Annotated in this window: 14 protein-coding genes and 1 tRNA gene; all 15 read right to left on the minus strand. The window is 46.8% G+C overall.

The genetic code is table 11. The annotated features are described in order from the left end of the window. Nucleotides 1-249: 249 nt before the first annotated feature. Nucleotides 250-1782 (minus strand): hypothetical protein, encoded by a 1533-nt coding sequence (locus DW739_RS13630; RefSeq protein WP_015573038.1) that lies wholly within the window; start codon nucleotides 1780-1782, stop codon nucleotides 250-252. Nucleotides 1783-1913: 131 nt separating this feature from the next. Further along, complete coding sequence (locus tag DW739_RS13635; protein ID WP_021630766.1) at nucleotides 1914-2198, minus strand: DUF6809 family protein; 285 nt, start codon at nucleotides 2196-2198, stop codon at nucleotides 1914-1916. Nucleotides 2199-2211: 13 nt separating this feature from the next. Continuing rightward, nucleotides 2212-2589: a TnpV protein gene (locus DW739_RS13640; protein WP_021630767.1), complete on the minus strand. Its 378-nt coding sequence runs from the start codon at nucleotides 2587-2589 to the stop codon at nucleotides 2212-2214. A gap of 4 nt (nucleotides 2590-2593) precedes the next feature. Next, a complete protein-coding gene (locus DW739_RS13645) occupies nucleotides 2594-5512 on the minus strand; it encodes a DUF4368 domain-containing protein (RefSeq protein WP_118743220.1) in 2919 nt (972 codons plus the stop codon). After that, nucleotides 5512-5994: a PcfB family protein gene (locus DW739_RS13650; protein ID WP_002304320.1), complete on the minus strand. Its 483-nt coding sequence runs from the start codon at nucleotides 5992-5994 to the stop codon at nucleotides 5512-5514. Before DW739_RS13650 ends, DW739_RS13645 begins: the two co-directional genes overlap by 1 nt. Before the next feature lie 36 nt (nucleotides 5995-6030). Then, nucleotides 6031-6342, minus strand: a complete 312-nt coding sequence (locus DW739_RS13655; protein WP_002304317.1) for a DUF5720 family protein — start codon at nucleotides 6340-6342, stop codon at nucleotides 6031-6033. Nucleotides 6343-6352: 10 nt separating this feature from the next. Then, nucleotides 6353-6994, minus strand: a complete 642-nt coding sequence (locus DW739_RS13660) for a DUF3846 domain-containing protein (protein ID WP_002588969.1) — start codon at nucleotides 6992-6994, stop codon at nucleotides 6353-6355. Between the two features lie 54 nt (nucleotides 6995-7048). Continuing rightward, nucleotides 7049-7576 carry a hypothetical protein gene (locus tag DW739_RS13665; RefSeq protein ID WP_002304315.1) on the minus strand — a complete coding sequence of 176 codons (528 nt, stop codon included), beginning with the start codon at nucleotides 7574-7576 and terminating at the stop codon, nucleotides 7049-7051. Between the two features lie 8 nt (nucleotides 7577-7584). Continuing rightward, nucleotides 7585-8511, minus strand: a complete 927-nt coding sequence (locus DW739_RS13670; RefSeq protein WP_002304314.1) for a ParB/RepB/Spo0J family partition protein — start codon at nucleotides 8509-8511, stop codon at nucleotides 7585-7587. Beyond that, nucleotides 8468-9295 carry a ParA family protein gene (locus DW739_RS13675; protein WP_002304313.1) on the minus strand — a complete coding sequence of 276 codons (828 nt, stop codon included), beginning with the start codon at nucleotides 9293-9295 and terminating at the stop codon, nucleotides 8468-8470. The genes DW739_RS13670 and DW739_RS13675 overlap by 44 nt, the downstream gene beginning before the upstream one ends. A gap of 6 nt (nucleotides 9296-9301) precedes the next feature. Further along, nucleotides 9302-10231, minus strand: a complete 930-nt coding sequence (locus DW739_RS13680; RefSeq protein ID WP_002304312.1) for a DUF6017 domain-containing protein — start codon at nucleotides 10229-10231, stop codon at nucleotides 9302-9304. Then, entirely contained in the window at nucleotides 10228-10431 is a 204-nt protein-coding gene (locus tag DW739_RS13685) for a hypothetical protein (protein WP_223385014.1), read from the minus strand. The genes DW739_RS13680 and DW739_RS13685 overlap by 4 nt, the downstream gene beginning before the upstream one ends. Nucleotides 10432-11000: 569 nt before the next feature. Continuing rightward, nucleotides 11001-11077 (minus strand) — tRNA-Arg (locus DW739_RS13695). Nucleotides 11078-11709: 632 nt separating this feature from the next. Then, nucleotides 11710-12588 (minus strand): DUF3881 family protein, encoded by an 879-nt coding sequence (locus tag DW739_RS13700; RefSeq protein WP_118743221.1) that lies wholly within the window; start codon nucleotides 12586-12588, stop codon nucleotides 11710-11712. 74 nt (nucleotides 12589-12662) lie between these two features. Then, complete coding sequence (locus DW739_RS13705) at nucleotides 12663-13166, minus strand: DUF4446 family protein (RefSeq protein ID WP_117796781.1); 504 nt, start codon at nucleotides 13164-13166, stop codon at nucleotides 12663-12665. Nucleotides 13167-13206: the final 40 nt, after the last annotated feature.

The following is a 13206-nucleotide window of genomic DNA, read 5'->3' on the forward strand; positions in this document are numbered from 1 at the left end:
TCAAATTAAGATTCTTGATTTTCAAACTTGCTGGCGGCGAACGGTTTGTCAAAACCGTTTGCGGACGGCAAGTCCACAGGGGATAGCCGCTTTAGCGGCGCAAGGGGGTGTAGCCACCTTGACGGAACGAAGTGACGCAACATTCTCGGTCATGCAGTTTTCTTCTGCTGACGGAGAATGAAGCTCCGCAGGACGCACTACTCTCGACAGAGAGTATAGAAGTGCGCCCTTAGAGTTCTAAGGGTATTTTTAGATAATTGGGAATGTTTCTTTGTCAAACTGCGTAACATTGAACACGATACGCCACTCGACATCATCACCAACCGGTTCAAAGTGCAGAGCAGAACAAGCAGCATGAAGTTTTTCTTGTGAATTTGTTCCATATATAACTGCTGTCGGACCATCTGCACCACCAATAACACCAACAACAAAACAGGAACTACTGCCAACTGGACGGAACGAATGATCGTCTGGTGTAACTTCTATCGGTCTATCGCCTTCATCACAGTCAAAAACCGAAATGTTCTCCATCGGTTCAGGGGTAAGTGTATAACTCATGGCAATATAATGTGTCGGATAAATCCAGCGATCAGAACCAAAACTATTTTGAGGAACTGTCTGCTGTTCTATTTCCTGCACGGTCAGTGTATGGGTTATTCCGCTAACAGGATGGGAAAACATAAATGAATCTCCGGGTGCGTGAACTTTGAAATGTGAGCCTGGAACTTGTCCTGGTTGCTGCTCCATTGTAAGAAAAAGTTTATTGATTTCAGGGTGATGCTTGGTTCCCCAAGGAAATACGTCTCTGCATATGACCCAGCCATAAGTACTATCCAGCCCATAATGGTCGATTGCCCATTTTGCTTCCAACTCATTGATAACGCCATCTGGCAGACAAGGATTAAAGCTCACAGCGCAGCCATGGGTTGTCTGTAATATTTTCTCGTTTAACTTCAAGCAAGGTTTGAAGTTAAAACAAAGTGGGTTTTCCCATTCCATCTGCATCTGTTGCTCACGGGTAAAATTTTCACATGAGTCATTTTCCCAGTCCAGATTCCATTTTTTCATGAAGTCACGGATGCTTTCTGAATCAACTCGCATACAAAAATCAACGACAAGTCCTTTGCTACATGAATAAGCTGCCGGAATTACCCAATGATATCCAGCCCAATCGAATTGTTTATCCAGCTTGATCTCTTTTCCGGCACGGTCTTTACCTCGATGTCCCCAGAAATCTCCATCAAAGTAGACCTTCCATTCAGGGGCAACCAATTCTGCTTCTGAAGTCATATCATTATCGTAATAATCTTCTGTGTATTTAATCTGACTGTAATCAAAGGAAGATTGCAGGTTTTTGATATATGTCCACGGTTGTTCCATAGGCAACAAATTCATCTTCTCTGAAATTTCCGATAAAGTTTGCTGTTGTTCCTGGGTTGTAGGGTTTTCATTGAGAAAGGCTTCAAACTGTGCTTCGTTCCACATCCACGCTTGTTCCACTGCCGCCACATCACCACAAGCCAGTATAAGCCGCAGAAAGTCGGTAAAATTTTCAGCTACTGGATGAACATAATCAGGAGAAGTATTCATGGGGCTGACAGAGAAAACCATCTCTCCAAATCCACGAATGAAACAGAAGTGGATACCATCTATCCCTGCCCATCCAAAAACCGATGCCCCTTTTGGGGTACAAAAATAATTTGTATTATCCTCACGGAGTTCAACTCCCACAGGACTTAAATCGACACCCCGCTGTAAAAATTTTTTCAAAATTCTATTCATTAAGCATCCCCCCATAAAATTAGTGCTATCACGCTCTTGATTGTAGTAAATTTTATCACAAGAGTGTGAATAAATCTACTGGCGAATGCTGAAACCGCCCGAACAGTTTCTTTCTGCTCAGGCGGCTTTCTTCATCCATTTTTCTTTCTTCTGCTGCACTTGTTCATGGGCTTCCTGCTGAACATCAGCCCAGCGGAAAAGCCATACTTGAAGTGACTTTCACTTTCTTCACATTGGGCGATTGCTGTCTGCGCCCGGAGTTCCTGCACCAGCTCATAGTCCTCTTTGCTGAGCCGCTGGGACAACTGCTCCATGAGCTTTTCACAGGCTATGACTGCCTTTCGGTATTCCGGTGATGTAGGTACAACTGTCTCGCAGGGATAAAACTCCCCATTATACATGGCTTCCAAAATCATAGCTTTACCTCTCTCAACAGTAGATTAGTTCCGTCTTGATGATTTCCTCTGCCCGGCAGCGGATGGAGTTCATTGACTGCACCCATAACATCTGATTTTCCGCTTTCATGGCTTCGGTCACGCCCTCGGCTTTCATCATCTGCCGGATAATCAAGTCCAGCCTGTCTGCCGCCTGCTCGTTCAGATCGGCAACGACGGTGTGGAGGCTGCCGGACAAAATTAGCTCGTTGTAAAGCATGGGACGGTGCAATTTCAGATAGGACTGGTGCAAGCGTCCCCAATGCCCAATAGGTCGGCGTTCCTCCGGCAGCTTCAAGTCCGGCACATAGTAGTCGCCCACCAACACATAGTCCATACCGTTCTCATGGATTCTCGGTTTCAACTCTTTCATAAAATCACGCTCCCTTTCTCGGTCCCAGCTGCGGCAAACTGCTCACCGGGATAAATACCCCTCTGGCAATATCCTCGGTGCGGATTGCCTGTTTTCTGGCTTCAATCTCCGCTTTTTTCTTGGCTTTCGTGCGCTCCTCATACTCTTTCTGTTTACCATTGGCTTTCCGCTTCAAGTAGTTCTGGTGGAGCCTGTCCTTGCGTTCCTCACGCTTGCGGATTTCCTCTAATTCCTCCGGGGTAAGCTCCACTTCGCCAAACGCAGGGGGAACGAAACGACCCACGAAATTGAAGTAAATCTCGACCTCCTGTGTGGTCTGAATACTGCCCTTGCGGTCACGCTCATGCACAAGGATTTTCTCAATAAACTCATTGAGCATGGCAATCGTCAGCTTGTCGAAGTTCTCATACTTGTCAATCAGAGCGATAAAACGGTCAGCGTCCTTTTCGTGCTTCTCGTAGCTCTTGATAGCCTTTTCCAGATCGGAGATTTCAACGGTAAGCTCGGACTGTTCCTTTTCGTATTGAGCGTCCAGAGTGGCGTATCTGCTGTCGGACAGCTTTCCTAAAATGTTGTCCTCATAGATTTTGCAGAGCAGGACTTCCAGCTCGGAAACTCTCTGCTTTGCGGTGGCAAGGCGTGTCCGCTGTTTCTTGACCTCTGCCGTCTGCTGGCTGGACTGCGCTTCCTGCACCACACGGACAAACTCGGCTCGGTCATGCTTCGCATACTCGGCAATGGCTTTCAGCATTTCAGAGACAAGGGACAGTACCACATCTTCATTGATACGGTGCTGTGTCGTGCAGAGCTTTCCAACTGGGACTTTGCTGTATTGGGAACAGGTATATTGAGAAATACGCTTGCCGTTGTTGGTGCGGTGGACATACATCTTGCCACCGCAATCGGCGCAATAGAGCAAGCCCGTGAGGGGAGCTGCTTCGCCCCAGCCGTCTGGGTAGCGTCTGACATTCCCACGGATTTTCTGCACAAGGTCAAAGGTCTGCTGGTCAATGATAGGCTCATGGGTATTCTCGAAAATTGTCCATTCGTCCTCCGGGACATAATGGCTTTTCTTGTCCTTGAAGTGCTTTCGGGTCTTGAAGTTGATGGTGTGTCCCAGATATTCACGCTTTTCAAGAATGTTGCAGATGGTGGAAGAACCCCAGCCGTACACATCTTTGAAGGCCTTATTTTTGTTCACGCCCTCGCCGTGCCGGGCAAGGTAAGCGGACGGAATGAGGACTTTTTCTTCTTTCAGCTTGCTGGCGATCTGATACGGACCGTAGCCCTCAATCGTCATGGCAAAGATGCGCTTGACCACCTCGGCGGCTTCGGGGTCAACCAACCATTGGTCTCTGGCTTCGTTCCAAAGATAGCCGTAAATGACCGTGCCTGTGAGGTGCTTGCCGGACTTGCCTTTGGACTGGAAAGTGGAACGGATTTTACGGCTGGTGTCTCTGGCGTAGTATTCGTTCATAATGTTGCGGAAAGGGGTAAAATCATCGTCCCCTCTGGCACTGTCCACGCCGTCATTGATGGCGATAAGGCGAACGCCACGCTGACGCAGGATTTCCATAATCTGACCGACTTTCAGATAGTCACGACCCATGCGGCTCATGTCCTTGATACACAGGTACTCCACATTCCCGGCTTCCACTTCTTTCATCATTGCCAGAAATCCGGGACGGTCAAAGCAAGTACCACTAATGCCATCGTCCGTGAAATGGACAATGTTCGTAAACCCCTGCCGTGCGGCGAACTCCTCCAACATAGCCTTTTGATTGGAAATGGAATTGCTCTCACGCTGCTGGTCATCATCTTTGCCAAAGTCATCACGGCTCAATCGCTCGTAAAGAGCTGTGATTTTCTCGTTTTTTCTCATAACTTGCGCTCCTTTCTTCGGTTTTAGGTTGTGTGTTCTAAGAGACTTCCCAACCGCTTGATTAAGAAGTCTTTTAGAGCATACAACACCGGCAGCCAGCTTGTATTTTTTATACTGACGGACTGCAAAGTGATTCGGCTTTTTCTTTTCCAGGGCTTCAAACATCAGATCCACCGGGTTCTGGAACTCCTCATCATCTTCCCGCACCTCCATTGCGTTCAGGAACTCAATCAGGGTGGAGAAATTCTGTTCCTCAACCGGAGCTTCATAGTGGATATATCCGATCAAGGCACAGTAGAGCAGCGTTTCCGCCTTCGTCCAGAACTCATCACCGGCTTTTCCATCACCCTTTGTGTTGGCAATCAGCGTTGTCACCAGTTTCAGAATGTCTTTTTCTGAATGGATATAGGCAAATGGGTTATAGTGCATCGACTTCTGAAAGTTGATGGTGTTGAAAATCTTGATGGTGTAGCCATGCTTCAAAAGGGCGTTGCCGCACTCAATCACGATGCTGCCTTTCGGGTCAGTGACCACATAGGAACTGTGCATCTGGAGAAGGTTTGGCTTCAACCAAAAGCGAGTTTTACCGGAACCCGAACCGCCGATAATCAGAACATTCTTATTTCGGGCATTGGCAGGATTCTTCGGGCGATTGCTCATCATCAGCCGCTCCGTTTTCGTCAGGATCACATTGTCCTCGAACTTTGGTGCAATAAACGGCTCAATATCTTTTGCCGTTCCCCAACGAGCAGAACCGTACTCAACATTGTGTCGGTACTTCTTTGCGTTTTTGCCTTTTAGATAGACAGCCAGCCGAAGTCCTGCGCCGCAGAGAATACCAATCAGCAAATCCAACGGGTGAAAGCTGGGAAACGGATTGTTCAGGGCTATCGGAAGGGCATGAAAAAAGCTGAGGATTTTCGCAGATGAATCTGCCCCCTCAGCCAATCTCCATGCTTCTCCTAAATTCGTAGCGAACAACCCTACCAGAAAATACGGTAAATTCAGAATCAGGAGCTTTTTCATTTTTCTCTTATCCATCACAGATCACGCTCCTGTTTCTTCTCTCGAACCTTCTTCGGAATCGCTGCGACAATTTCCTTGAACTTCTTCAGCTGCGCCAGAACGCTCGGCTTTTCATTCTTGGTTAATGCCCTTGCCTGATGTTCCTTGCAGATTGCATCCAAAGCATCTGCATCTTTAGAACGGACAAAAACAAGAAACCGGGGAGGATCAACGGACTTATCTTTTCTTACGGCAAAGTCCACGCCATACTTCTTGGCGAGCTTTTCAAAATCACGGATACTCTCTTTGTCGATCTCAACATTCGTAGCACCCTGATTCTGTCCCAAAAGCTGTTTCACGGATTGCTTTCCATGAACGGCAGGGTCTCGTGCCTTTTTCATCTTCACTTTTTCCCGGTGCTGCAAATACTTGCGGATACCGGCAATGATAGTGCGCCCCGTCAGCTTGGTTGTGCTGATCGCCAGGTTTACTGTTCTGTTTTCAACTTCTTCCTGCATGATTCATCACCTCCTGCAAGCAGTAGAGTGAACAGATTATCGTGCCATATCTCTGTGGTCGTAATACAGATTGCCCTTGGCAACTGCGGCATGGCTGATAATCTTGATATTGCCAGCTTTCTGGTTATCCAGAGCCTTCTGATAACCCACATCGCTCAAATACAGGCGATTTCTTTCGCCTTTCCAACCGACAGGCGATTCATCGGTCAGCACATCGAAAATAATCATGTGCTTGGTGGCGTCATCAAATCGTGCCAAGTCCATATAGGTATGTCCCTGGTACTCCTTGGCACCATCCTGAATCCGCTTTCGCTCCATCAGCTCTCCAATCGTCGAATTTCTTTGCATAAGAACCTCCTTACAGAACATCTCGGTCAGGGTTACTTTTGTGGGGAACCGAATCAGCTTTGACAGGTGCATCTTCTTTCTTCACCATGTCATCCGGCAGGGGAAGCGCCATAATGCTGCGCCCCATGCGTACAAAAGTCTCAGGCTGATGAAAGTGTTCCTCAAACTGCTTCATCAGTTCCGGGGACAGAGAACAAAAATCATCCTCGCCCAATCCCACAACCAGAAAATCACCGGCGATAATGTCATAAATATCGCCGTCATCATCACGCAGCGCACGGTTCAGTTCTTTGCCTACGAGTTTACCTTCGTCGTGCATCACCAGTGCAACCGGCTCATTGAACGGATAAGTTGCCTCAATATCGCCACCTACGGCTTTCTGCAAATCCTCCAGCTCACAGCCGATCTGCACAGCCTGCGGATACATGAACGGCTTTACCAGCAACACATTCATGGTATCTGCCTGTTCTTTCTGAACCTCCCGTTCCTCGGTCGTGCCGAACGCAACACCGGTAAAGTTTTCGGAGTCCAGAATGTACTCCGAATTGTAATAAGCGGCTCTAACCTGTTCCTCTGCCGCATCGTGAGATTCTGCTTGCACCGTAACCGTTTTCTCCAAGGTTTCGGTGATCTTCACATCGTATTCTTTCAAGTTTCGATACCTCCGTTTCTTTGGAAATAAGAAAAGCGACCATCCATGAACCTGTTACAGTTCATAAATAGTCGCATCCACATCGGCTAAAAGCTCGAACAAGCAAATATCGTCCAGTTCGCAAATCAGGGAACCCATGTCGAAGAAAATATCGTCCTCGCATTCCACCGTAGTAACCACGCTGCGGTGTTCGTTAAGACAAATGGCTTCTTCCTTGTCCATCGTGATCGTAGACATACAGGACACCACATAGAATGTCATATCTTCTGCTAACCACAGCTCCTTGCTCTGAATCGTGCGAACTTTTTCATCGCCGCTCATATCTTCTACATAGGACAGAAGCCGCACGGCTCTGCTGTTCAGAAGTACCTTTCCCTGATAGTCGATACCCTCACCAGCAGAGGACAATACTCGATACTCGCTAATCATCTCGGCATTTTTCTGAAACGACTTTGCCAGAAGCGCAGGAGAAATATCATCGAACTCCTCACTGTAGTTTACGAGCATATCTACCATATAATCAGGATCGCAAAGGTCGTAGAGTTCTTCCAAAGCGCCCTGAATGTTTTTGGGTGTAAACATTTTTTACCTTACCTTTCCATTGATTTTTCTCTTTTTTTCTGCCATTGCTCCAAAAGCTGAATGATTTTATCCTCCATCTGCTTGTTGGTATAGGACTTCGGGAAGTATTTTCGCAACGAATCCGTTTTGAAGGTTACTCTGTCCAGCTCTCCCTTCTTGATTTCATTCATAATCTCGCACATCGCATCCAGCGTACACTCGCCCTCCTGTGCGAGCTTTTTAATTCGCTGTGCTTGCGAAAGGGAAGGAGCTGCTTGAGCATAATCCATTGCAGAAAGAAAATCCTTCTGTTCTTCACTTGCCAGATAGGAAAGCTCCACCGCAGGATTGAATTTGATCTGACCCGTATCTACCATATCCAGCAGTTCCGGAATCAGTTCGGTCAGACGGATATAACGGTGTACCTGATTTCTGCTTTCTCCTGCCTCCTGACCGACTATATCCATTGCCTGCAACTTCATCCCAACTTGGGATGAAGTTAAATCGGTGCGTTGACCTTGATGTTTAATCGCATCCAGCTTCATCTTATAAGCAAATGCTCTTTCACTCGGCAGGATACTCTCCCTCTGCAAATTCGCATCAACCATCAAAATAATGGCTGCATCATCGTCCAGGTCACGAACAATCGCAGGCATGGTTTCCTTACCCGCAAGCTCCGATGCCCGGTGCCGCCTGTGACCAGAAACGATTTCATAACCACCGTCGGGGTCAGGACGGACAATCGCAGGAGTGAGAACTCCGAAATCTCGGACGCTCTCTGCCGTTTTCATCATTTCTTCATCATCAACCACACGGAAGGGGTGTCCCTCAAAGGGGTGTAGCTCAGAAAGCGGAATTTCCTGCACACGCTCCTGCTGGGCTTCAGCTCTGGATTGATCGGTGGAGAAAATATCATCGTACCCCTTCAAGCTGATGTTTGCGCCTTTTTTCTGCATTGTTTAACACCTCCTTCGTCAGAATTTTATAGGCTTCGGCAACTTTGCCTTTGGGATCATGCTTGAAGATACTGGTTCCCTCTGCGCTGATTTCCTCTGCACGGACAGAGCGGGGAATGTCGGTCTTGTAAACCTTCAGCTTTCCGCCGTAGCTCTCCCGAATCAGATTGCTGATGTCTTTGGAGTAGTTGGTGCGGCTGTCCACCATCGTCAGAAGAATCCCTTCAATCCTCAGTTTCGGGTTGATTTGCCTCTTGACCTTGTTGATGGTTCCAAGCAGCTGTTCCAGACCCTTTGCAGGAAGGTATGCTGCCTGAACCGGTATCAGCACATTGTCGGCAGCTGCCAACGCATTGACGGTCAGCATACCCAAAGACGGCATACAGTCAAGAAGAATGTAATCATAATTCTGTTTGACTGTATCCAGGTATTGCCGGAGAATGGTTTCCCGGCTCATGGCATTGACCAGTGCTACCTCCATACCTGAGAGTTCGATGTTGGACGGCACCAAATCAACGCCCTCCGGATGATGAAGAATCCCTTCATCGGGAGTAATAGGGTTTTCCATCATAATCTTTCCCATCAGATCGGAAAGTGTCGGAGACAGATCATCCGGGCAGGGATTGCCCAAACTGACCGTCAGGGAAGCCTGGGGATCGGTGTCTACCAGAAGCACCTTTTTTCCTTCAAGAGCCAAGCCAACGCCCAGATTCTCGGTGGTGGTGGTCTTTCCAGTGCCTCCTTTCTGATTGACCACCGCAATGATGGTTGCTTTTTTCGACATTTATCGTCACTCTCCTTCCTCTCGCTTCATTTTCAATTTCTTAAATCCTCCTTCCAAATATCCGTGTGACATATCGTGCCGAACAAGAGCATCGTAGTAGGTGTCTATTGTCGTCGGCGCATTGTATATCGTAGTCAGCATATACTGACGGATATTTCTAATCTTTGTGGTGTTCTCCTTGAAGCAGTCCATAACATATCGAATGTGTTCGGCATTCAGTTTCATAAACCGACTGCGGACAATTTCTGCCGGACGCTCCTCTGCACCAATGCGAATCAACGGTCGCTTCGTGCAAACTGTTTCAACGATCAACTCCAGAATGTTATCCAGCATTTCGGAATCGTAAGGGTAATCCTTCTTCAACAAATCCATACTGAGCTGATCCGAGAAATAATCAAAGTATTCTTGATACCGGTCATTCTCGTCCATCATTCCACCATTTCCGGAAGGAAAGATAGAATCAGTATCACTAAATTCAGTATTTTTAATATCAGTATTATTACATTGTGATTTCGGAAGTTCTTGAGTTGTGATTTCCATTGTTCCAGAATTGTGATTTTCACAATTCAAGAGTTGTGAATCCACAGCAGAGATAAAGTTCTTCACATAGATCAGGTTGGGCTTTCCCAAACCCTGGCGCTTACGTTCAATCAATCCTGCTTTCTTCTCAAGTTCACTGAGCAGCTTGATAGCCTTTTGTTCAGCACAGTTCAGAGCCATCTTCGCTTCGTCGATTGTAAAAATGATATACACTCTACCGTTTTTATCTATCCAACCATTCTTGGCAGACAGGCTCATGCGGTCAAGCAAAATGCCATACAGCATCTTGGCATCGGCAGAAATATTCCAGAACCTCTCGTTCGTGAACAACACCTTCGGAACTCGATAGAATGTGAATAGATCGGATTGCTGACCGTAAAAATAATCAAAACTCACACGGCTTCACCACCTTCTTTCTGCGGAAAACTTTCTGTTGTCAGCGGAATGCTGCGGAAAGTCGTATCCGTCTTTTCGTAAGGACATCGGGCAAAATAGTAGAAGCGGTATTCCTGTTCATACACATCCATATCAACGAAGCCCCACTTCACGCATAACCTTCTTCGTACACCAACCAATGCACGGGTGATCTCGCCCATAGGGACAGCCATCACATTCCGACTTGGGTTTCGGCGGCAAAGAGATTAAGTAGTAGCAATTATTTCTACCCAGACGGCAGCCCTTTCTGCCATTCGTCCAGAAGTAGCAGTAATGACAGTCGCTCGGCTTGTCTGCGGTATAAACAGGCTTGCTCAAATAAAACACCTCCAATCTCTTGTATTTGCCCATGGGTTTGGGCATAAAAAAAGAGCGCCTATCCATCCCCAATGCGGGGCAAATAGACGCTCTATGTACATAACGATATTTAATTTTATCTGCTATAACTGCATGGTATTCAAAACATCCGCCTTTTTTGATTAGCTGGATTTTTGGCACGATTTTGGGGCTGATTAGCAGGAAGGGCATTTTCATTAGCAAGAACAGCCCGTTTTCTGCTAAAAATTAGCTGGCGATTTTGTCTTATAACAACCGTTCGATTCTGGAGGGGTTGTCAAAAATCAAATTTTGGAGTAGAATTTTATCTCATACAGTGAAAGAGCTTTTTCGTAGCTTTTTATATAAGAAAAGCCGAAAACCCTTGAAAACAAAGGCTTTCGGCGTTGTTCACTGGCGTCCATAAGAGGATTTGAACCTCCGACCCCACGCTTAGGAGGCGTGTGCTCTATCCAGCTGAGCTATATGGACGTGTCTGATATATGATTATAGCCCGATCAAAGTCGAACTGCAATCCCTTATTTAGTTTTTTTTGAGGTGGCCGTTGTAACGCAACCTTAGGAGGCGGTCGCTCTATCCAGCTGAGCTACGGAAACATCTTTAAAATCTATTCAATTTTAGTCTTAAACTTACTCAATGTCAATCGCCTTTGCCCGAAAGGCGGTCGTTATAACATATTCTTAGGAGGCGCTTGTTATATCCATTTAACTATGGGAACAAATGCCGTATTTTCGGGCTTTTTCAGCCTTTTCGGTCACGGCGACCAACTTTATGAACTCAATCACTTTCGTGATGAATTATCTCTTTCTTATCTCTTCTAATTTTTCAGATTTCGCTTCCTTAAGTGACCCTCAAACGCTACCCTTTTTCTTCAAAAAGGTTCCGCCATGGTTCTACCTTAGGAGGCGAATACTCTATCCTACTGAGCTACAGAGATTTATATGTTTCACGTGAAACATATATCGTATTTTCATACTGCATTTTATTATAATTCATTTTCATGTGTTCCGCAACTATTTTCTCTTCCTGCCTGCTCCGTATGTAATTTCTGTGTAACTGTTCACGGGTAGGCACTTTTGGAACCGACGATTTTTTATAGACCTTTACGCAAAATGAGCCGTTCCCATCATCCATATTTTTCCTTTAAACCGACGTCCCGGAAGCGGTTCTCCAAGCAGGTCTATCTTATTGATACCTACGCGGAAATACAGCTCGTTGCATTCCACCTTGAGATCATAGATTTCCTCGCCGGTAAACCGGTTTTTCTTACATACAACCTCTTTGATCTCGCCTAAAATCGAATACTGATCGCACTCGATCCCGCTTGGCATAAAAGTTGTATCGACGATCGAATAAATATCCTCTCTCGTCGCCCGGCGCGATGCCATCGAATAGAGATCCAGATCCTCGATTGTTAAGGACTCCATCGCATCCTCGTCGCCATTTTTTGCCGCTTCCAAAAGTTCATCCCGGTTTTTCGCCGCCACTTTGGCTTTTTCAATCTGCAGCGCCGTCTTTTTGATCGGAAGAAGCACCTTGCCCCGATTGGCAAATCCTGCCAGGCTGACCGAAGTCACCTGTAAGCGCTCGCGCTCTTTCCGGTAACACTCCCTGTATTCGATCGGATTCAAGAGATAAAAGATCAGCGAAAGCCCTACCTTATACTCATCCAGAAGCCCCGCATAGGTTTCCTTCTCCGTATGACGCTGAATGGAACATTCTGCCCGCGAGGTTACCTCCTCGTTCAGGATATAGGGATAATAATACTCTATCTCCATCTCATCCTGCTCATTCAGCTCCCCATACATCGCCACGCCGATCCCCGGCGCAACTTCTGTCTTGATCTCATATAATTCGGTCTCCCTGTCAAGCTGAAGACAGCTGGAGGTTCCCGCCTCTCTCGCCAGACAGCGAAGCAAGGCACGGATGTCCTTCTTCTTCTGATACATACTAAATCCGGCAGCTCGCAAAAAACGATGCATATTGACTCCTTCTAACTACAATCCGCAGCTGCTGCCAACACATACAGCCGCCTCATTTCTATCCTTTATTTTCCTTACTTATACCCAAGCGCACGCTCCAGTGCTTCCTTCTCTTCACTTCCTAAAAGCACCTCGGTCTTGCCCTCTACGACATCCTTCAGATACAGGTAACAGCCTTCACGGCTGTGAACAGAATTCAGCACAAATCCCGTGTTGTTATCATCCAGCATGGCAATGACAAAACTCAGATTGCCGCCCATGCCCTTAAACGCATTGTACTTGACAATACCGGTTTTCTGGTATCCAGCCTGCGCCTTGGAGACAACCGAATCCACCAGGCGTTTTGTATCTCCGTCCTTTGCCCGCAGATACTCGGTCTCATCCACCAGTTCCATGATCGTGTCTTCGAGCGTCTCCGCATCTTTTCCCCGCATAAACATATCATATCTGCGATACAACTTCCTATACTGCGAAAAACAGATGACGGACGCAATAAATGATATGAGTGTCAGGATCGCCAGAACGATCACGATAATCCCCGGATCGATGCCAATCCCGCTAAAAATACTGCTCTCCATCTTTCATTCCTCATTTCCCATCATCCGTCCCCTGGGACGA

Origin of the sequence: Clostridium sp. AM28-20LB (assembly GCF_003480665.1) — a bacterium.
GTDB classification, from domain to species: domain Bacteria; phylum Bacillota; class Clostridia; order Lachnospirales; family Lachnospiraceae; genus Otoolea; species Otoolea fessa.